Source organism: Nocardioides sp. F233, from assembly GCF_057813895.1.
The window spans coordinates 271,045-291,313 of record NZ_JBVASH010000003.1 but is presented as its reverse complement, the minus strand read 5'-3'; the positions used below and the strand labels follow the sequence as shown (position 1 = coordinate 291,313).

Sequence of the window (20,269 nt, the reverse complement as noted above, 5' to 3'; positions counted from 1 at the left end):
GGCGGGACGACGGTCAGCGGGTTGCGTGCGGCGGGACGGGTTCGACGGGGCTGGGCACGGGCATGCGTTCCTGGAGCGCCGCCGCGATGTCCAGGAGCGTCGCCTCGTCGAAGGCACGACCGATCAACTGGACGCCCAGTGGCGACTGTCGGGGGCGGACATGGGTCGCGATCCCTACGCCGGGCAGTGCCATGAAGGGCACGGCAAGGTTCGGCCACTGGTGGCGGAGGAGATCGTGGACCCGGTCGCGACTGGTGACGTCGCTGCCGAGCGCGAAGGCTGGCTCCCCCGAGTTCGGCAGGAGCAGCACCGGGTACCTGGTCATGAGTTCGGACAACTCGCGGCGGATCAGGGAACGACGCTCCTGACCTTCGAGGTAGGCCCGTAGGTCGGTAGGGCCGTACGCCTCCTCGACCAGTGACACGACGGACCTGAACTTGAACTGCATGCCCTCGTCGGCGAACTCGTCGATCTGGTCGCCGAGTCCCGACAGGACGAAGTCCGCGAAGGCGAGGCGCAACCACAGGCTCGCCGCCTCACCTAGCTGGGGGACGACGATCTCGTCGACCTCGTACCCGTCAGACCGCAGGGTCGCAGCGACCTCCCGGACCGACTTCTCAATTTCAGGCGTGCCCGACCCCGCGAAAGGTGCGTCACCGGGGTCGAGCACGACTCCGATCCGCGGTCGGGTCACGCGAGCTGCGGCATAGCCGGGGGTTGCGTCGGGATCACGCGGGTCCGGCTTGGCAACGACCGACAGCGCGAGGCGCAGGTCCTCGACATGACGTGCGATCGGGCCGTCGACCTGGAACTCACGGCTGGAGACACGCATCCCGAGGCCCTGGGGCGAGGTCCACCACGGCACCATGCCAACTGTTGGGCGCAGGGCGACCACACCGCAGACCGTCGCCGGATATCGCAGAGAACCACCGATGTCGTTGCCCTGGGCGATCGGGACGACACCGGTTGCCACGGCAGCGGCACCACCACCTGTGGACGCGCCGGCGGTCACCGTCGGGTCGTGCGGGTTGCGGGTCGGCCCGAAGAAGTCGCTCTGCGTCGTCCATCGCATGCCGAACGGAGGCATCCGCGTGCGGCCGATGATGATCGCCCCGCTCTCGACGTACCGGTCGACCGGAGGGCAGGTCTCGGAAGCGGGCGGCAGCCCTGCGAGTGCAGGGACACCGTGGGTCGTCGGGAGGCCCTTCACGTCGTGGTTGTCCTTGACGGCGATCGGCACGCCGTGCAAGGGGCCGAGCTGCTCTCCACGACGGCGTCGGGCATCTGCCTCATCGGCACGCGCGAGCGCATCCTCGGCGCGGTCCTCGAAGGCATTCGTGATCGGCTCGACCTCGTCGAGACGCGCCAGCGAGGCCTCGACGGCCTCACGAGAGCTGATGTCCCCCGAGCGGACAGCCGACGCGACCCGCGTCGCGCTCCAGGTGTTGATCTCATTCATTTGTCGAACCTCACGTTCACGATCTCGACCTCGCCGCGGGTCCGACCTGGCTGTCGGATTACACGGTCTCGGTGTGGCCTGCGCCACGCTAAATCGCGGTCAGTGAGCGTGAGAATGGGCTGATTGCTCATACCTCAGGCGGCAACTGTGCTGCCGGCACAGCATCGACCTTCCCCTTCCGTGGGCGTCGGGGTCGCCGACGACTCGAAGGCTGCTTGTACGATCTGTGCGTGACGCCAAGGCCGGTGGACCCGGCGCCCACGGTGGACGGTCGTGCTCGACGCTGGCAGAACAGGCGCCCGGAGCTGCTCGCCGCCGCCACCGAGTACGCGCTCGAGGTCGGCGTGTCCCAGTTGACCCTGCGCCCGTTGGCCGAGGCCATCGGCACCTCCATCACGTCGCTGAACCGGCAACTCGGAAGCAAGGACGACTTGGTGCGCGAAGTGTGTCGCGGACTCCATGGCGCGATGGTGGACGCACTCAACAACGTGTGGGAGAGCAGCGCGGGACGTCCGGTCGATGTGCTACGCGGACTGTGGGCCTTGTGGCTCACCCCGGGCTATGACCGCCAGTTCGCCTTCTTGTTCGAGCTGTACGGCATGGCGCTGAGGGACCCGGAGCGGTACGAGTGGTTCGAGCAGTCCGTCGTCCGCGACTGGATGACGCCCCTCTCCGACGCACTGGTCAGCAGCGGACGGCCTGAGGCAGAAGCGCAGGTGGTCAGCACACTCGTCATGGCCGTCATCCGCGGGTTGCACCTCGACGTGGCTGCCACTCATGACGTGGCCCGCGTCAACGACGCCTACGAGCTAACGCTGCGGCTGTTGGAGCCGCACCTGGCATCACCTGCAGGCGGATGAGGCCAGCCTGCAACGGCATTTCGAGAAGACGATCGCCGCACGCAGGTCCGCCCCCACCTTCCGGAACCGTGCCGATCCCGGCAGGTGCAGGTTCCCGCCGAGAGTCGACACGCGACGACCTCAAGGCACTCAGGTCATGGCGCGGCCCGTCAGTACGAGCGAGCGGATCCGATGTTCCGGATCCGGCGACTGATGGACAAGGATGAGCTCATCGGCGCCCGTTCGCTGCGCCAGGGTCTCCAACGCCCGAACCACCTCCGACGGGTTGCCGGTCGCGGCGTGCCGGAACATCTGGGCTGCGGCCGCGCCCTGCGGCGAGTCGAGAAAGGTGTCCACCTGCGCGTCCGTTAAGGACTGATCACCCGGCCGCCTCGTCAGAACCTTGCGCGCCTCGAAACGAAGCATGCCGCGGAGGTTGGACGAGACGGATGCTGCATCGTCGGAGGCGATCACGTTGGCCGTGATCATCAGGTAGGGCTCGGAGTGCTCAGCAGACGGCTTGAACTGACGTCGATACGTCGCGACCGCCTGGTCGAGGTCACCCGGTGAGAAGTGCGCCGCGAAGGCAAAGGGCAGCCCCATCTTGGCAGCCAGGCGTGCTCCGAACAACGAGGACCCCAGGATGGTGATCGGCACGCGGGTACCCTGCCCCGGCACAGCGACGACGCCCGGGATCAGGCTGTCCTCGCCGAGAAAGGCGCGCAATTCGGCAACATCCTGTTCGAAGGTGTCACTCGCGCCATCACGACGCAGGGCGTACGCCATCCCCGCGTCGGCGCCCGTCGCACGCCCCACCCCCAGGTCGATCCGATTCGGATACATGGCGGCGAGCGTCCCGAACTGCTCCGCGATCGAGAGCGGAGAGTGGTTCGGAAGCATCACCCCGCCCGCGCCGACCCGAATCGTCTTCGTGCGGCTCGCCACGTGCGCCGCCAGCACGGCCGGTGCCGCCGAGGCAGTCGTCGTTCCGTGGTGCTCGGCGTACCAAACCCGGTCATACCCCGACCTCTCGGCGGCCCGAGCCAACTCGACGCTCATCGCGACGGCGTCGGTCGCGGTGCCGTCGGACGGGATCGGCGCCAGGTCCAGCAGAGTCAAGGGGATTCGTCGGCCTCCGGGCGTCACATCGTCACCACGATCTTGCCGACGACCTCCTGACGGGAGAAGCTGACTGCGGCCTCGACCCCGTCCGAGAGCCGGAGGGTGCGCCCGACGGTCGCGGTCAAAGCGCCAGCGGCTGCCGCCCGTGCCACGTCGGCCATGTCGCCAAGTCGGCACTCGAGGTCGCTGACGTACTGGAGGACCACATCGTCACGGCCGAGGTCGTCCGGGCTCGGGGCCGGAAAGATGATCGTGGTCAGGCGTCCGCCAGGGCGGATCGCTCTCGCGACTGGGGCCAGCCGGTCGCCGGGAAAAACGAGGTTGACCACCACGTCGACGTCGTCGGGGTACTCCGTGGCACTGAATCCGATGACCTCGTGCGCGCCGAGACCGCGCAGAACCTCACCGTCCGCAGGAGTGCCGGCAGTCGCCGTGATGTGCGCCCCAGCGGTGGCCAGGAGTGGCACAAGGGAGGTGCCCACGCCGCCAGTGGCGCCGATGACCAGGACGGACTCGCCTGGCTGGACCTGGGTGGTGGCCAATATCGCACGCGCCGTAAATCCTGCGATTCCGAGGGCGGCCGCCTGCTGCACCGAAACCGACGAGGGGCGATGCGCCACCAGCGGGGTGTCCGCCTCGATCACGACGTACTCCGCCATGGCCCCAGTGCTGATCGACGGTCGGTCGGCCGCCGCGACGACGCGCAGCGGGCGAGGCATCGCTTGACCGAACACCTCGTCACCGACCACGAACCCGGTCACGTCGCGACCGACCTCGGTGACGGTGCCGGCGAAGTCGTTGCCGAGGACGTAGGGAAACTCGAGTTCAAGCACATCGCGGTATACGCCGGTGATCACCTGGAGATCAGTGGCGTTGATCGTCGACGCCGCGACTCGTACCAGGAGTTGTCCAGGTCCAGGCCGCGGTATCGGCACGTCTTCGATCGACAGCAGTTCGGGACCGCCGTACTGCGTAGCAACGAGGGCTTTCATCATGTTCTCCAATCTAACCGGACCGATTGGTCACGTTATCGACGACGCTAGCCATAAACGGACCGTTCGGTCAACTTGGTAGTATGCACCCGTGTCCACGCCTTCACGCCCCCGGCGGGCCGACGCCGTCCGCAACCGCGACCTTCTGCTGGCCGCGGCGCAGGACGAGTTCGCCGAACGCGGCCTCGAGGCCTCCGTGGCGGATATCGCTCGAAGGGCCGGCGTGGGGAAGGGAACGGTGTTCCGCCACTTCCCCACCAAGGACGATCTGATCGCTGCCATCGTCCGCACCCACGTCGACGCGCTCGACGCGCTCGGACGGGACCTCCTGCGTGCCCGCGATGCCGGCCCAGCCCTGCTGGAGTTCCTCACCGAGGCCGCAGGAAAGCAGCAGCGGGACCTGTCCTTTCTGCTGCGTGCCAGCGAGAGGAACCCCGAAGTGCTCGAGCTGCGCGATCGCCTCTACGTCACGATCGGCGACCTGGTCGAACGCGCCAAGCTCGCCGGAGCGATCCGAGCCGATGTCACCGGGGTCGACGTGATTCTCCTGATGTGCGCCCCCGGCCACGTGGTGGACTACCTTTCAGATCCCATGCCCCACCTGTGGGAGCGATATCTAGGCATCGTCTTCGACGGTCTGCGCCCCGAGGGTGCGCACCCGTTGCGTCCCGACCCCCCGAGCCTTTCTGGCCTCTGAGGCGCAGCGGTCGGGCAGCACCTCAGACCACCCGAGGACCGGAACGAGCAGGCGATCGCGGCGCCGGACCGGCCGAGCTCACCGCAGTCAAGCCGCGCGCGGCCGGTGTGCACCAGGAGCCCCACGGCGCCAGCCGGAGCCGGCGGGCGTCTACAGCGCGTCCGGTCGCCCGCTCAGGTCTCGGCCGACGGCTCGGACGGCTCGGACGGCTCGTCGATCCTCTCGATCGCAGCCGCCCCGAAGTGGCGGCCGAGATAGCAGTACCAACTGCCGGTGAACGACTGCGGGACAGCGGAGGCCAGCGCGAAGAGGTCGAAAGCGTGGTACGCCCCGGCACAGAGATGCAATTCCACCAGGGATCCCGACGCTAGGAGCAGATGAGCGTAGGCCAGGTCCTCGTCACGGAAGAGGTCGTGGTCACCCACCGCAATGGACGCGGGTGCGACGCCAGTGAGGTCATGGAGCGCGCCGGAGCGGCGTAGGGCGTGAGGCCGTCAGCCTCCACGCGGACCACCCAGCACCGCATCCCAGGCGAGCAGACTGATGCGGCGGTCGACGATGCCGATGTCGACGACCTCGTGGCTGGACGGGTGGCGTTGTGGTCGTCGAGCATCGGGTAGTCGAGCACTCGGAAGAGCGGCCCGGGGAAATCCCGATCTCGGATCATCAATACGACTGCAGCCGCGATGCGTGTCGCAGGACGTGCAGAGGCACGCCGACCGCGTAGGCGGCGCGATCACCGTCCCATCCGCCGACTGATCCTCTACCTCGACGCTTGGGTCTCGGGGTACCGCGGCGGGGACCTGCTCGGCGAAGGCTCGCACCGCCACGCGGGCGGTAGCGATGTCAGAGAAGTCAAACACCCCATTGGGCCCTCTGGGAATCTGCGCCAAAGCAGCAGCGAGCTCGGGGTCCAGGCGGCGATCAGTGGTCATTGGCGTGCCTTTCTGTGATGTAGTCAAGATTTCGCACCGCCAAGAGCGCGGCAGTGCGTACCCCTGTCCGCGCCGACGTGGCACAGCTCGCAACTCGTGCGCTGATGGCCCCGTCTGCCGACTGGCACACCCGGTGACGACCGCGGCCGCCTCCGGCAGTGAGCGCAGTCGAGTCGCCGGGGGAGTCAGGGCCGAATGGATTCCAAGTCCTCGAGCAACGATGGGTGAGTCGGCTCCCAGCCCAGCTTCTCGCGCGTGTGCAGGCTGGAGGCGGGCTGGTCGAGCGCGAAGATCGCACCGATCGGCCCGTATGCCTCCACTGGAACCGGTTGAACCGGAACTCCGAGACGGCGGCCGATGACGTTCGCGATCTCTCCTACCTGATCGCCTTCGTCGGCGACCGCGTGCCACGACGATCCGGCGGGAGCCGCCTCCAGGGCAATCCTGAAGAGCGCGGCCGCGTCGGCGGAGTGGACCGCGGGCCACCGCTGGGTGCCGTCGCCCGGGTAGCCGGAGACCCCCGAACTGCGCGCGATCTGGGTGAGTAGACCAGCGAAGCCCCCCTCCCCGTTCTGGTGGACGGTGCGCGGCAGGCGAACGGCAGAGGTTCGGACGCCCCGGTTCCGCAGGGCGAGGGTACGCGTGACCGTCAGGGCACGACCTCCGACGGGCCCCTCAGTGAGCAGCGGGTCGGTCTCGACTGAGGCCCTGCCGGGGATTCCTGGCGTGCCGGAACAGACGACGAGTGGCTTGTCGCTGCCGACCATTGAAGCGCCGATCGCATCGATCGCCGCTGTTTCCTCCGCAATGCCCGCAGCCAGCGTTTGGGGACTGGAGAAGTCGTTGCTGAAGGCGAGGTGGATCACACCGTCCGCGTCGGCCGCAGCGGCACGTACGACATCGAGATCAGATAGCCCACCCCGGACCGAGGAGGCTCCGAAGGACGACAGTTTGGCGGCCGAGGCCGCCGACCGGGCAAGCCCAATGACTTGGTGCGAGTGAGCGGTGAGCTCAGTGACGACCGCCGAACCGATGTTGCCGGTTGCGCCGGTGACGAAGACCTTCATGGTGACTCCAGATGGGGTGATGGGACTTTTGTCCCATCACCCTACCAAAGTGATGGGACAAGGGTGCCATCGCCTAGGATCTGCCGCATGGCAAGGTGGCAACCCGGAGCACGGGAGCGATTGGTCGTATCAGCGGTCGAACTCTTCGCCGATCAGGGATACGACGCGACGACTGTCGCTGAGATCACCGAGCGTGCCGGCGTCACCAAGAGCACGTTCTTTCGGCACTTTCCGGACAAACGTGAGCTACTCTCCGCCGGTCAGGCCCTACTGAGCCAGCTGCTTGCCGAGGGCATTTCCGCGGCGACAGCTGAGGCGACGCCGCTAGGCGCAGTCGCTGTCGGACTCCAGCGAGCCAGCGAGGCGTTCGGCCCGATGAACCGCGAGATCGCCCCTCAGATGAAGGCTGCGATTGCGTCGAGCGCCGAGCTCCAGGAGCGCGAGGCGCTCAAGCGGATCGGTCTTTCAGTCGCCATGACTGAAGCGCTGGTCGCTAGGGGATTCGCCGAGCCCGTGGCCCACCTCGCCGCCGAGATGGGCGTACTCGCCTTCAAGCAAGGGTACGCCGCCTGGGTGGACGCACACGACGGCTCAGACTTCGGGCCGCACGCCTTGGCCGCGCTGGAGACCCTGCGAGAGGCGAGCTCTGCGCTCTGACGAGAGTCCACTTGTCATGGGACAACACAGCCTCGATCTCGGCGACGTTCGGCCAAGGTGCGCCCCAGCCACCGACGGGCGTGGCCACGTCGATGGTCGGCCGCTCAGGCACGGAACACGTCCAGAGCTCGGCCAAGAGCGTCGACTCCGGCGCGCCTCTCGCGGACATCGAGGGACTCGGCCAGATCGAGTGCAGCCAAGACATCGCTGGCGCTGACCAGCTCACGGAGCACATCGAGATCCATGGACGTCGCGCGCAGCGTCACGATCCCGGTGTCATCGCGAATCAGGCTGTGTCGCGACACAACCGCTTTCGCGGCAGTCGCGGCCAGGTAGCCATCGATCACGTTCGTCGCTGCCAATCCCAGTCGCTCAGCCGCCGACGCTGTGTCGACCAGCTCCGAACGAAGCCGCTCCCCTGCGCTGCGGTGTGCCACGTACCTGCTGACGCTGGCTCGCCCACGCGCGCGCTCGATGAGTTCCTCAGCACCGAGCCCGCGGAGGCGTCCTCTGAGCCGGGATCGCTGGCTCTCCCCCAGCCACCCCGCGTCCAGTCCAGACAGCAGGGCCACTGCGGCCCAGGCCGTCGACTCAGCCCACGCCCTCGTGTGGGAACCGCGGCGAACGGCCAGCAGTCGTTCGACTGAGGTCTCGTCGACCACTCCCCTGGCCAGTGAGCGCAGATCGCCCCGCGCGACCAGGTGCTGGACCTGTCGCGTCGAGATGCCGAGCCTCACAGCAGCATCGGAGACGGCGAGCAACGACATGACATATATGTTCGCTTAGACGTAGTTGTCCGTCAAACGCGGCCAGGACGACCGAGAACACGGGGTAGCCTGTTACAACTCCGGTACAAACAGCCGGCCTTCTTCGCCGTTTGCGCAGGTCAGCATGGGTCAGTCAGTCAGAACTACGACATCTGAGTCGTGAGCTGAGCTGGCTCTGCCGGCTCGCAATGGCGATGGCCCCGGGGAGTCCCGGGGCCATCGGCATTGCAAGGCAAGGTCGCCGGGATGCCGCCACTGCCGACGACGTGACCACCTGCGAATCGCGGGGTACGTCAGCGTCAGGACGCGGAACGACCACGCGTCGATGCGATCGTGCGCGCGATCAGCGGCGGACCGCGCGCGTGACCTTCTTCAGGACGCGCGCACCCGCGCCCACACCCCGAGGGATCAGGCGGTGCGGCTTGCGGTTCGCGAGATCGACGATGGAGTCGGCGATCCCCCACGTGAGCTTGCCCTCGGACAGCTCAACCAGGGTCTCCAGAGGAAGACCCACCGTCATGTCCTCCAGCTCCTGACGCTCCTTCTCGGTGGCGACCGGAGGGAGTTGGCGCACGATCATCGCCTTGAACGCACGCCCGGGCAGTGTCGAGGCCAGTTCGAGCACGGTGGATTGCCGGGTGAAGGGCCGGACGACATTCGCCTGGCTCGGGTCGTGGGGCATGGGCTCTCCTGTCAAAGGCATCGGGCCGCGGAGCGGCACCGCACAACGTACAGCGGATCTTGCCCGATGATCCGCTTCGCTGACTCGGAAGCGACTGTGGCGGCCGGTGTCGTCGCGGCTAGACAGCGGGGCCAAGGCGGTCCATGCCGTCGACTCAGCCCACGCCCTCGTGCGTGAACCACGGCGGAGCCGCTCCGGCACGCGACGGCCGGAACACCGGGTGGCCTGCTGCGACGCCAGAGTCGTGAGCTGAGCGAGTCCTGCTGACGTGCTCGACCGATGGCCCCGGGGCGTCCCGCGGGGCCATCGAGCATTTCGAGGTGCACGATCGCCATTCCAGCGCGCACCACCTCTGCGCACGGTCCCGGAAAGGAACCACGCCTGACGCACGCGCAGATGCGGCTCAGGCGCCCAGCTGGGCGAGGACTGCCGAGGTGTCCAGGACCACACGTTCGCCGACGACACGACCATGGTCGTCGAACTCGATGATTGCCACCATCTCGAGGTCAATGGGTCGGCCCGTGGGTGCCAGCCCAGCGTAGATGCCGTCGTGGGTACCGGCGAACCGCACGAGCATGACGCCGGTGCTGTCCTCCTGGCCGAGCGGGGTGCAGGTGGCGCGCAAGTCGCTGAAGCCGGCAAAGAGGGCGGTCTCGCGATCACGGAGAGCGCCGAGCCCTTCCTGGGGTCCGGTGAGCGCTGAATGGTAGAGCGCAGGCTCGGCCCACAGGGCGGTCACTGCGTCGACGTCGTGGGCGTTCACTGCAGCCGCGGCCGCTTCGGCGAAGTCGTGGATGTGCATGGCGGTCTCCTCCAACTGGGTTTGGTTGTCGTTCACGGGCGGACGGAGCGCTCGGCCGCAGAGATCGCGACGCGTTCGGGCAGTCGCGCAGCCAGGCGAGCCAAGGCAGCGTTCGCGACGCCGTCGACAGCGCTCGGCCGGTGACGCTCGAGCGCACGGAGGGCCGTCTGGACGACCTGCTCCGGGGTGCGGCGACTGCCCACCGACGCGGCTTCGCCGACGATGTCGAAGAACTCGGTGTCGGTAGCTCCCGGACACAATGCGAGCACCGCGACACCGGTGCCTCGAGTCTCGGCCCACAACGCCCGGGTGAAGGAGAGGACGTAGGCCTTGGTGGCCGCGTAGACCGCCATGTGCGGCACGGGCTGGAACGCGGCCGTGCTGGCGACGTTGATGATCGTGCCGCTCCGACGAGCCACCATCGCCGGAAGAAGGCGGACGCTGAGATCGGTGAGACTGGCGACGTTGAGGTTGATCTGGGCGACCAGCGACTCCGGGTCGGCGTCAGCGACATCGCCATGGGCACCGACTCCGGCGTTGTTGATCAAGGTTCCGATCTCGAGGTGCCGCTCGGCCAGGTCATCGGTGAGCGTCGCGGCGGCGTTCGGGGCCGCCAGATCGGCCGCGATCACGTCGACCTCGACGCCCTTTCGGGCCCTCAGGTCAGCAGCGAGCTCGTTGAGGCGCGCCTCGCGACGCGCGACCAGCACGAGCCGTGAACCCTCACTCGCGTGGTGATCGGCAAAAGCTCGCCCGATTCCGGATGAAGCGCCGGTGATGAGCACCGCCGGCGGGCCAAGAGTGGTGGACATGCTTCTCCTCAAAAAACCGCATGGTTGGTTTGTTTTCCTTCGCTAGGATGCCTCCCATGAAGGGATCGCGCAAGACCCTTGTTGACGAACTCGACGTGCCCGGCGCAGGTGACGGCCCGGCACGTACCCCGAAAGGGGCGGCCTCGCGGGCCCACATCCTCAACGCCGCCGCAGGCGTGTTCGCCGACGTCGGGTTCGATCGCGCCCGGATGGCCGACCTGATCGCGGCAACAGGCATGACGAAGGGTGCGGTGTACTTCCATTTCGACAGCAAGGAAGTCCTGGCAGTTGCGGCGCTCGAGGCGAAGCACGAGCAGTGGCTGGAGGCGGTACGGGAGAGCCTGGCTCCGCTCCGACCAGGGTTGCCACGGCTTCGCGGGCTGACGCCGGCGATGCTGGCACTTCATCGCAGCCACCCCGACGCCTGGGCCGTGACCCGGCTCACCAGCTCGCTGGCAGAGGTGCCCACCGCACGGCCGCATGCGGCCGCGTTGACCCAGCGATGGATCGACTTCGTCGCCGATCTGGTGCGCGAAGCCCAGACGGCCGGCGAGGCAAGCCCCCATGTGGATGCTGACGGGTTGGCGACCGTCCTCGTCGGGGCCTTCGACGGAATCAAGGCAACCGTGGCCGTGCTGGCCCAGGGAGCTGCACGCGACGAGCAATTGGCCGCTGCGGGTGTGCTTCTCGAACGTATGCTGGCGACCTATCTGGAAGGCTCGGACCGGGTGACGACCTGAACGTCGCGAGCGCGGGACCCACGCCGTGGGTGTTCGCGAGCCGAGGGCGAGCACGATCGTCCGCAGCTCGGTGATGGCCTCCTTGATCCTTGGCCTCGACCGCGATCGGACGTCAGCAGGCGCTATCCCTTGACGCGCCCGGTCTCGTACGCCCACATCGCGACCTCGACGCGGTTGCGGGCGCCGAGCTTGTTCATCAGCGCACCGACGTGGGTCTTCACCGTGCTCAGGGTGATGTGCAGCTCGTCGGCGATCTCGGCGTTGGTGCGGCCGCGGGCGACGGTGAGGAGCACTTCTTCCTCACGCTCGGTGAGCGGCTCGATCGGCTGGGTCGGCGGGGAGGCTCGTTCCAGGCCGGCCAGGGTGGAGAGCAGGCGGCGGGTGATGTCCGGTGAGATGAGCGCGTCGCCGTTCGCGGCGGCGTGGATCGCCTGGACCAGCAGCTCGGGCCCGGCGTCCTTGAGGAGGAAGCCTCGGGCGCCGGCCTTGAGTGCGCCGTGGATGTACTCGTCGAGATCGAAGGTCGTGATGATCACGACGGCCAGGGGGTCCTCGACGCCGGGGCCGGCGAGCCGGCGGGTGGCCTCGACGCCGTCGATGCCGGGCATCCGGATGTCGAAGAGGCAGACGTCGGGACGCAGCTCTCGTGCCACGGCCACCGCCTCGTGACCGTCCGTCGCCTCGCCGACGACCTCGATCCCGGGCTGCGCGTTGAGGATCATGGTGAGCCCGGTGCGGACCAGCAGCTGGTCGTCGGCGACCACCACCCGGATCGTCATCGCGGGACCTCCCGCGGGAGGGTCGCCTCGACGGTCCAGCCGCCGGCCGGGTCCGGCCCGGCCTGGCAGGCGCCGCCGAGCAGCTTGGCTCGCTCGGCCATGCCGAGCAGGCCGTAGCCCACGGTGGTCGCGGGGCGGGCTGCTTCTCCGTCGTCGTGCACACGCAACCGTACGACGCCGACGTCGCCGGTGACCTCCACGGTGACCACGGTGGCGTTCAGCGAGTGCCGGATCGCGTTGGTGACCGACTCCTGACAGATCCGGTAGACCGCGGCCTCCACCGGTTGCGGCAGGCCGGCGAGGTCGCCGGCGCGGTGCACCTGCACCACGGGGCTCATCCGGGTCAGCTGGTCCAGATCGCCGATTCCTCGCTGCGGCGCGAAGTCGGCCGCCTCGCCGTCGCGGAGCACCCCGACCATCGTGCGCATCTCGTACAGGGTCCGCGACGCCTCCGCCTCGATCGCTGCCAGCACCTCGACCGCCGACGCCGGATCGGTGGCTGCCACCGCCCGCCCCGCCTGGGCCTGGATCGCGATGGCCGACACGTGGTGCGCGACGGCGTCGTGCAGCTCGCGGGCGAGCTCACCGCGCTCGAGCGTCCGGACCTGCTGCACCTCACGCTGACGCGCAACCGCGCGGTAGCGCATCGCCGCCCCGAGGGCGAACGCTGCGACCAGCACGATGGAACCACCGACCACGTCCCCGAGGGTCTCGCTGGTGGCAAGCCCCAGACCGGCAGGCACGGCGACGATCGCCGTACCGATCAGCGCCTCACGTCCCGACGCCCAGCGGTACAACGAGTAGGGCAGCAGCAGGACGCAGACCATGGAGTTGAGCCCCGCGTTGGCGATGCCGTCGAGGATCATCGGGAGCTGCAGCACCATCGCGCCGCCGAAGCCGACGGCGGTGGCCAGCAGCGGATGGGTACGCCGCCAGAGCAGCACCGGGATCACCAGGAGCGCGACCACGGTGGCCAAGGGACGCGCCGGTACGTCGTCGCGGAGGATCCCCTCACCCGTCGCCGTGACCAGCAAGGCGCCCACCAGGGCCCAGTCCCACCACGCCCGCGCCGGCGGGTCCGGGGCACGGGGCTCGGCGAGGATCGAGCGGATGAAGGCGGCGGGCACGCCCTCACCCTAGAGAGCGGTGACGCTCGTCGTCAGGGGCACGAGCACGAGCTGCTCGTCGTACTTTCGGCCGAGGACTCCCCCACTCCCAGGCCCGATGTATGTCGCTCGCCGCCGGTCCACCGTGGAGGGCATGTCGAACCTCCTCTACCGGCTCGGCCGGTCTGCTGCTACCCGCCCGTGGGTCGCCATCGGCGCCTGGGTCGTCCTCGCGGCTGTCGTCATCGCCTCCTCCGTCTCCTTCGGGCGCGATCTCGAGGAGAGCTTCGAGGCCCCCGGCCTCGACTCCTACCAAGCGGCGGAGCTGCTCGCCGATGCGCAGGCCGACGAGGGCGGGGTCACCGCCCAGGTCGTCCTCGAGGCCCAGGACGCTGCGGCGCAGCTGGTGCCGGTGGAGGCCGCTCTCGCGGCGCTCCCGCACGTCCTGGACACGACGAGCAGCGTCTCTCCGGACGGCACCATCGCACTGGTGCGCGTGCAGTACCCCGCGGTCGCGGACCTCACGAAGTCCGACCTCGACAACCTCGAGGACGCCGTCGCCGACCTGCGTGCGGAGTCGTCGGTGACGCTGGAGGCCGGCGGCGACCTGTTCTTCGCGTTCGAGGAAGCGCCCACCGGGCTGGGCGAGGTCGCGGGGATGATCGTCGCGATGATCGTGCTGCTGATCGCCTTCGGCTCCTTCGTCGCGATGGGGCTGCCGATCGGGTTGGCGCTGTTCGGTCTGGTCATCGGCATCACCTCGATGAAGCTGGTGACGTACCTGGTCGACATCCCGGCGTGGGCGCCGCAGCTCGCGGCCATGGTCGGGCTCGGCGTCGGCATCGACTACGCCCTCTTCCTGGTCACCCGGCACCGCGAGCACCTTGCCCTGGGGATGCCGGTCGCCGAAGCGGCCGGCCGCGCCCTGGCAACGGCAGGACAGGCGGTGATCTTCGCCGGCGGCACGGTCGTCGTGGCGATCCTCGGGCTGCTCGTCGCAGGGATCCCGTTCGTGACCGGTGGTGGGGTCGCGATCTCCGCGATGGTGCTCGTGATGGTGCTCGCCTCGGTCACCCTGCTGCCGGCACTCCTCGGACTGGCGGGACACCGGATCAACGGACGTCGACGCACGCCGCACCGGCCGAGCACGGGCTGGTACCGGTGGGGCGCTCACGTGACCCGCAACGCGACGGCGTACCTGATCGGCGGAGCGGTCCTGATGACCGCCCTGGCCGCACCCGTCCTCGCGCTCAACCTGGGCTTCCCGGACGACGGGACCAAGCCCGAGTCGAGGACCGAACGCCGGGCCTACGACCTGATCGCCGACGGATTCGGTCCCGGGGCCAACGGTCCCTTGGTGATCGCGGTCGACATCTCGCAGGACGGGTCCGTCGTGGAGCCGCTCGCCGAGGCCGTGGCAACCGACCCGGGCATCACCTCGGTCGGCGAGCCGACCGTCGATCCCACCACAGGCGTGGCGATCCTGGTGGCGCAGCCGACCACGTCGCCCCAGGACGAGACCACCCGGGAGACCGTCGCGAGGCTCCGCAGCGAGGTCATCCCGGCGGCGCTCGACGGCACCGCGGCGACCGCCCATGTCGGCGGTCAGACCGCCACCTTCGCCGACCTCGGCGACCGGGTGCAGGAGCGGATGCCGCGCTTCGTGGCGGCGGTGCTGCTGCTGTCGTTCCTCCTGCTCACGGTGCTGTTCCGCTCGGTATTGGTGCCGCTGAAGGCGGTCGTGCTGAACCTGCTGAGCGTCGGCGCGGCGTACGGCGTGCTCGTCATGGTCTTCCAGTGGGGCTGCGCGGCCGGCCTGATCGGGGTGGAGTCGACGGTGCCGATCGTGTCGTTCATCCCGCTGTTCATGTTCGCGATCCTGTTCGGTCTGTCCATGGACTACGAGGTGTTCCTGCTGTCGCGAGTGCGTGAGGAGTACCGCGACCACGGCGACAACACCCGCGCGGTCGTCGCGGGCATCGCCGGCACCGGGCGCATCATCACCGCGGCCGCCCTGATCATGGTGGCGGTCTTCTCGGGCTTCGTCCTGGGCAGCGACCCCGTGGTGAAGATGATGGGGGTGGGACTGGCCACGGCGATCTTCCTCGACGCGACCGTCGTCCGCCTGGTGCTCGTGCCAGCCACCATGACGCTGCTGGGCGACGCGAACTGGTGGCTGCCCGGGTGGCTGGGCCGGCTGCTGCCGGAGATGGACCCGGAGTCGGGGTCAGGCGATCCAGGGGCGGGTGAAGTCGAGGACCCGCTGACCGTCGAGATCGGCAAGTGACACGCCGACGAAGGCGGACGCCGTGTCGGAGCTCTGCCAGCGGAACCGGTGGTCGTCGCTCGTGACGGCGGCGGCGATCGCCTCGCCCGCGGACTCGGGCGTCTGGGCATGGGCGAAGACGCCGGTGGTGCGGGCGACGTAGGCGGCGAGCAGGTCGGCGTACGGGCCGTCGAGGTCGGGGCGCTCGACGTTGGCGACGAAGGAGCTCGACACGGCCGCAGGCTCCATGACGCTGACCCACACACCGAAGCGCTCGGCCACCACGGCCAGGGACTGCATGAAACCCTCGACGGCGAACTTCGCGCCGCAGTAGGCGTCCGCGAAGGGCTGGCCGACGGCGCCACCGACGCTGGTGACGGTGAGGATGCGGCCGCGGCCGCGTTCGCGCATGCCGGGCAGGACGAGCTTCGCGAGGTTCACCGGGGCGAGGTAGTTGAGGTCGAGCTGGGCCTGGACCTGGGCGATCGACAGCTGTTCGGCGGTGCCGACGCTCCCCCGGCCCGCGTTGTTGACCAGGACGTCGATGGCCCCGTGCTCGGCGCACACGTCCTCGACCAGGCGGGCCGCGGCGGCGTGGTCGACGACGTCGAGGGCACGGACGTCGAGGTCGACGCCGGCCTCGTCGGCCGCCGCGCGCAGGTCGCCCGCGCGCTGCGGATCCCGCAGGGTCGCCACGACGTGCAGTCCGCGTCTCGCGAGCGCAACGGCCGCGTGCATGCCCATGCCCGACGAGGTACCCGTGACCAGCGCGACGTCCGTCATGTCCGGAATCTATCGAGTCGGCACAGTCCGCGGAACAGGACTGTCCGCATGTGGGTCAAATGTCCCACTTCCTCTTGACCGGGCCTGCTGACGTCCCGATGCTTGCGTGACCAGTCCCCCTCCCGATGGAGTCACATGCGCTCGGTTCGCCGTCCGGTCGTCGCTGTCGTCGCAACATCCGCACTGCTGCTGGCCCAGGCCGCGGCCGACCCGACGGGCCTTCTCGCGCTCGTCGGGTGGCCCGGTGGCACGCCGCAGGCCGACCTGTGGTGGCCGCTCGCCCGGTACGTCGTGTTCGTGCCGGTGCTGCTCGCCGTCGTGTGGTGGAGCGCGGTCCGGGCGGGCGGGCGCTCCTGGACGATGAGCGCCGGGGTCGTGCTCGCGGCGCTGCTCGCGAAGAGCGCGACCTGCCTGGCGATGACCGGCGACCTCGCTGTCTCTGCATGGGCCAGCGGGTACACCACGGCGAAGGCGGTGCCGACGGCGCTGGTGGTCGCGGGGGTCGTGCGGCTCGCCGACCGGCGACAGGACGATGCGGGTCACGCTCCGCACGACGCTCCCGCGCCCGCGTCGATCAGCACGTGGGCCGGCGCCGTCGCCTTCGGAACGGCGGCGCCGCTGCTGGCGGGGTCGTGGTGGACCGGGGCGGCCTACGCACCGGGCATCCCGACGCCGCACGCCGGCGACGGTGCGGCCGGGGTCCTCGGCATGGTGGCGGCGATGGTGCTGCTGGGCGGTGCCGGCTGGCTCGGCCTGCGGTGGGCGCACCGACGTGTCCCGGGTCTGCTCGGCGTCTGGCTCGGGACCCTCGTCGCGGGCGGGCTCTTCGGGGTCGCTCAGTCGGTCATCGGGCTCGTCGTGGACGGCGGCTTCCGGGGCGACCTGTGGCCGCTGCTGGCGGGCTACATCCACGTCGCCGACGGCCTGTCGTACGGCGCGTGCACCGGCTGGCTGGTCGGCGCGGTCGTGCTCGTCAGCGACCGCGCGCTGGCGAACCGGACCGCAGGCCTCGCCCGCACGGCGGCGGCATCCGTGGCCGTCGGCGCGGTGGCCGCGATCACCGCGTCCCTCGTCGCCTCCTCGCCGGCGGTCGCCACGGCCCACAACGAGGCATCCGTGCCGGTCGGCTTCCTGCGCGTCGAGAAGGGACGGATCACCGACGGCGAGGGCAACCAGGTCCTGCTGCGCGGCGTCAACGTCAACCAGCTCGTCGACTTCTACCAGGCCCGGCCCGAGGTCCCGGCGACCCGCGAGCTGAGCGAGGACGACTACGCCGCGATGGCGGCGTACGGCTTCGACGTGGTGCGTCTCGGCCTGTCGTGGTCGGCCCTCGAGCCGGAGCGGGGCTCGCTCGATCCGGCGTACGTCGCCCGGGTGAAGCAGGCCGTCGCGTGGGGCAAGGCACACGGGATCCGCACCGTGCTCGACATGCACCAGGACGGCTGGTCGAACGCGCCGACCGCGAAGGGCACCAGCTGCCGGCCCGGCACCGAGCCGATGTGGGGGTACGACGGGGCGCCCGGCTGGGCGACGCACTTCGACGGGGCACCGCGCTGCTCGTTCACGGGTCGCGACATCTCGCCGGCCGGCGACCGCGCCTTCGAGCACTTCTGGTTCGACACCGACGGCATCCGGACGGCCCTCGTCCGCACCTGGGGCGAGCTGGCCGGCGAGTTCGCCGACGAGAAGGCAGTGGCGGGCTTCGACCTGATCAACGAGCCGGGCTTCGGCGAGACCCCGCCGGTGACGACGTCGACGAAGCTCGGCGAGTTCTACGCGCAGGCGATCGACGCGATCCGCGAGGCAGGTGCGCCGCAGATCGTGTTCGTCGAGCCGAGCATCCTGTGGTCGGGCGTCGGCATCGACAGCGGGCCCGCGATCGGCTTCACCGACGACCTCAACGTCGCGTTCTCACCGCACCTGTACGCCGAGTCGATCACCATGGACGCCTCGCTCGGGCTGCCACCGATCGTCAGCACCGAGCGGCAGTTCGAGCTGGCGCAGCGCGTCGCCGACGAGCACGGCATGCCGCTGTGGTCGGGCGAGTACGGCTACTGGGGCGACGAGAAGTCGATCGCCGGGCACATCACCCGGTACGCGACCGAGGAGGACCAGCGGATCCTCGGCAGCGCGTACTGGGTGTGGAAGCAGTCCTGCGGCGATCCGCAGAACGGCATCGGCGACCTCGGGCTCGCGCTCGTCCCGCAGGACTGCACGACCGGCGAGGACGCACCCCGCAACGAGCAGCTGCTCGGCGTGCTGTCGCGGGCCTACCCGCAGGCCGCGCCCGGACGGATCACCAGCCTGGCGGCCGGAGTGTCCGGGACGGCCGCGGACTCGGCCACCCTGACGCTGCGGGGAACCGTCGACGCGCTGACCTGCGGGCTGCGGGTGTGGGTGCCGGGACCGGCGGACCCGGTCGTGAAGCCGAAGGGGCTCACCGACCTGGTCGCCGAGCAGGTCCCCGGGGGCTGGGTGCTCACCGCCTGCGCCGAGGGCGACTACCGGCTCGACGTCACGCCGTCGGTCGACTGACCGGACGACTCACCCCCACATGCTGCGGCCCCAGCCCGCGGCAGCCACGAACCCGTCGCCGCCCGAGGCGCACGAGTAGGTCTCGGTGCCGAACAGCGTGCCGTCGTACTCGACGCCGTGGTGGACGCCGATCGCGTACGGGCCGTCGTCCCACCACCCCCACAGCGGCGCGCCGGACGCGCCGGACGCCTCGTCGGCGTCGCTCTCCACCTGGGTGGTGTCGTAGGTGGAGCCGTTGACGTTGATGTCGTCGCCGTCGTCGTCGTCACGTACGGCGATCGCGGTCTCGTGGGACATCGAGGTGAGGCTGATGTCGTAGGGGTAGCCGGCCATCGTCCAGTAGTCGCCGTCCTCCCACGACGAGCTGTAGTGGCGGTAGCCGAAGTAGCCGGTGCGGTCGCCGATCGGGTCGTAGAGGCCGCAGATCTTGATGTCGCTGCCCGAGTCGGAGTTCCAGGACCAGTAGCCCGACACGTAGCTCAGGAAGCCCGCTCCGAACACCGACTGGCCGTTCCAGCAGGCCGGGATGACCTTGATCATCCAGCCGGAGCCGGCGTTGGGCTGCACGTGTCCACTGGTCATCATGGTGCTCCGGCCGATCATGTAGCCCGTCGCCTCGCTGTCGTAGATCCACGCTCCGCCGGGCGTCGCCTGGTGGTAGACGTAGAGCTTGCAGACCGCGGTGTACGGGTACGCGTCGGGGTAGACCAGCGACCGCGACTCCCCGCCGATGATGGTGCTGTGGTTCGACAGCCGCGTGCGCGTGCCGCGTGCGTTCAGGCCGAAGGCGGTGTCGCGCAGGGAGCTGACCACCTTCGGGTGCATGCCCGAGGGCACGCCACGGGGCCGGTACGGCGTCCCCATCTCGCCCCGCGCGTCGCGCGGCGTACGACGGTCGCGGACCAGGGCCGCCTCCGCCCGCTCGGCAAGGCTGCGCGTCAGCGCCTCCCCGAGGTTGGCGTCCCGTCCCGGCACACCGGGCAGCAGCAGCCGGTCCGCGTGCAGCACCGGGAGGCCCGCGAACTGCTCCCCCGCCTCGCGCAGCCGGACCTCGCCCTCGGCTCCGTCGGCCGGCATCAGCAGCCGGGCTGACTCGGTGACGTAGCCCCACGGCCGCTGGTCGTCCCCGACCGGCACGTCGTCGCGCTCCCACAGCTCGCGCTGCGAGAACGGTGCGTCTTGTGTTGTCATCGCCTGTCTCCTCGCTCACGCGGTGCCGGCGGCACCGC

The 20,269-nt window shown here is 69.5% G+C and carries 18 protein-coding genes and 1 pseudogene; 6 read left to right on the top strand and 13 right to left on the bottom strand.

Annotation, left to right across the window (positions count from 1 at the left end; translation table 11 throughout):
- Nucleotides 1-13 precede the first annotated feature (13 nt).
- Nucleotides 14-1,459 carry an amidase gene (locus ACZYRU_RS12695; protein ID WP_056893298.1) on the bottom strand — a complete coding sequence of 482 codons (1,446 nt, stop codon included), beginning with the start codon at nt 1,457-1,459 and terminating at the stop codon, nt 14-16.
- A gap of 230 nt (nt 1,460-1,689) precedes the next feature.
- Here ACZYRU_RS12695 and ACZYRU_RS12690 point away from each other — a divergent pair, with 230 nt between their 5' ends.
- Nucleotides 1,690-2,319, top strand: a complete 630-nt coding sequence (locus tag ACZYRU_RS12690) for a TetR/AcrR family transcriptional regulator (RefSeq protein WP_162261038.1) — start codon at nt 1,690-1,692, stop codon at nt 2,317-2,319.
- Between the two features lie 129 nt (nt 2,320-2,448).
- Here ACZYRU_RS12690 and ACZYRU_RS12685 read toward each other — a convergent pair whose 3' ends face one another.
- Both ACZYRU_RS12685 and ACZYRU_RS12680 read right to left on the bottom strand, forming a co-directional pair.
- Nucleotides 2,449-3,417, bottom strand: coding sequence for an LLM class flavin-dependent oxidoreductase (locus ACZYRU_RS12685; RefSeq protein ID WP_200952715.1), 969 nt, complete (start codon nt 3,415-3,417; stop codon nt 2,449-2,451).
- Nucleotides 3,418-3,440: 23 nt separating this feature from the next.
- Nucleotides 3,441-4,415, bottom strand: coding sequence for a quinone oxidoreductase family protein (locus ACZYRU_RS12680; protein ID WP_200952714.1), 975 nt, complete (start codon nt 4,413-4,415; stop codon nt 3,441-3,443).
- 88 nt (nt 4,416-4,503) lie between these two features.
- Here ACZYRU_RS12680 and ACZYRU_RS12675 point away from each other — a divergent pair, with 88 nt between their 5' ends.
- The gene (locus tag ACZYRU_RS12675; protein ID WP_056893296.1) at nt 4,504-5,109 is read left to right on the top strand and encodes a TetR/AcrR family transcriptional regulator; all 606 of its coding nucleotides are present in this window, start codon (nt 4,504-4,506) and stop codon (nt 5,107-5,109) included.
- 173 nt (nt 5,110-5,282) lie between these two features.
- On the opposite strand, the pseudogene ACZYRU_RS12670 reads toward ACZYRU_RS12675, so the two are convergent.
- Nucleotides 5,283-5,558: pseudogene (locus ACZYRU_RS12670) on the bottom strand (alpha/beta hydrolase fold domain-containing protein); the annotation flags it as partial.
- A gap of 671 nt (nt 5,559-6,229) precedes the next feature.
- Nucleotides 6,230-7,111: an SDR family oxidoreductase gene (locus ACZYRU_RS12665; protein WP_056893294.1), complete on the bottom strand. Its 882-nt coding sequence runs from the start codon at nt 7,109-7,111 to the stop codon at nt 6,230-6,232.
- Nucleotides 7,112-7,198: 87 nt separating this feature from the next.
- Here ACZYRU_RS12665 and ACZYRU_RS12660 point away from each other — a divergent pair, with 87 nt between their 5' ends.
- The gene (locus ACZYRU_RS12660; RefSeq protein WP_056893293.1) at nt 7,199-7,768 is read left to right on the top strand and encodes a TetR/AcrR family transcriptional regulator; all 570 of its coding nucleotides are present in this window, start codon (nt 7,199-7,201) and stop codon (nt 7,766-7,768) included.
- 104 nt (nt 7,769-7,872) lie between these two features.
- On the opposite strand, the gene ACZYRU_RS12655 is transcribed toward ACZYRU_RS12660, so the two are convergent.
- From ACZYRU_RS12655 to ACZYRU_RS12640, 4 genes are all read right to left on the bottom strand, one after another.
- Nucleotides 7,873-8,535, bottom strand: a complete 663-nt coding sequence (locus ACZYRU_RS12655; RefSeq protein WP_056893292.1) for a hypothetical protein — start codon at nt 8,533-8,535, stop codon at nt 7,873-7,875.
- Between the two features lie 343 nt (nt 8,536-8,878).
- The gene (locus tag ACZYRU_RS12650) at nt 8,879-9,217 is read right to left on the bottom strand and encodes a hypothetical protein (protein ID WP_488957458.1); all 339 of its coding nucleotides are present in this window, start codon (nt 9,215-9,217) and stop codon (nt 8,879-8,881) included.
- Between the two features lie 403 nt (nt 9,218-9,620).
- Entirely contained in the window at nt 9,621-10,019 is a 399-nt protein-coding gene (locus ACZYRU_RS12645; protein ID WP_488957457.1) for an ester cyclase, read from the bottom strand.
- A gap of 32 nt (nt 10,020-10,051) precedes the next feature.
- Complete coding sequence (locus ACZYRU_RS12640) at nt 10,052-10,831, bottom strand: SDR family NAD(P)-dependent oxidoreductase (protein WP_488957456.1); 780 nt, start codon at nt 10,829-10,831, stop codon at nt 10,052-10,054.
- A 56-nt stretch (nt 10,832-10,887) separates the two neighbouring features.
- Here ACZYRU_RS12640 and ACZYRU_RS12635 point away from each other — a divergent pair, with 56 nt between their 5' ends.
- Nucleotides 10,888-11,571 carry a TetR family transcriptional regulator gene (locus ACZYRU_RS12635; RefSeq protein ID WP_488957455.1) on the top strand — a complete coding sequence of 228 codons (684 nt, stop codon included), beginning with the start codon at nt 10,888-10,890 and terminating at the stop codon, nt 11,569-11,571.
- A gap of 122 nt (nt 11,572-11,693) precedes the next feature.
- Here ACZYRU_RS12635 and ACZYRU_RS12630 read toward each other — a convergent pair whose 3' ends face one another.
- Nucleotides 11,694-12,350 carry a response regulator gene (locus ACZYRU_RS12630; RefSeq protein ID WP_488957454.1) on the bottom strand — a complete coding sequence of 219 codons (657 nt, stop codon included), beginning with the start codon at nt 12,348-12,350 and terminating at the stop codon, nt 11,694-11,696.
- Entirely contained in the window at nt 12,347-13,477 is a 1,131-nt protein-coding gene (locus ACZYRU_RS12625) for a sensor histidine kinase (RefSeq protein ID WP_488957453.1), read from the bottom strand. Before ACZYRU_RS12625 ends, ACZYRU_RS12630 begins: the two co-directional genes overlap by 4 nt.
- Nucleotides 13,478-13,610: 133 nt before the next feature.
- Between ACZYRU_RS12625 and ACZYRU_RS12620 the strand changes: the two genes are divergently transcribed.
- On the top strand, nt 13,611-15,743 hold the full coding sequence (locus tag ACZYRU_RS12620) for an MMPL family transporter (RefSeq protein WP_488957452.1): 2,133 nt from the start codon (nt 13,611-13,613) through the stop codon (nt 15,741-15,743).
- Here ACZYRU_RS12620 and ACZYRU_RS12615 read toward each other — a convergent pair.
- Nucleotides 15,684-16,505 carry an SDR family NAD(P)-dependent oxidoreductase gene (locus ACZYRU_RS12615; RefSeq protein ID WP_488957451.1) on the bottom strand — a complete coding sequence of 274 codons (822 nt, stop codon included), beginning with the start codon at nt 16,503-16,505 and terminating at the stop codon, nt 15,684-15,686. The two genes, ACZYRU_RS12620 and ACZYRU_RS12615, sit on opposite strands and share 60 nt — an antisense overlap.
- 135 nt (nt 16,506-16,640) lie before the next feature.
- Between ACZYRU_RS12615 and ACZYRU_RS12610 the strand changes: the two genes are divergently transcribed.
- The gene (locus tag ACZYRU_RS12610; protein WP_488957450.1) at nt 16,641-19,040 is read left to right on the top strand and encodes a glycoside hydrolase family 5 protein; all 2,400 of its coding nucleotides are present in this window, start codon (nt 16,641-16,643) and stop codon (nt 19,038-19,040) included.
- Between the two features lie 9 nt (nt 19,041-19,049).
- On the opposite strand, the gene ACZYRU_RS12605 is transcribed toward ACZYRU_RS12610, so the two are convergent.
- Entirely contained in the window at nt 19,050-20,231 is a 1,182-nt protein-coding gene (locus ACZYRU_RS12605; RefSeq protein ID WP_488957449.1) for a trypsin-like serine peptidase, read from the bottom strand.
- Nucleotides 20,232-20,269: the final 38 nt, after the last annotated feature.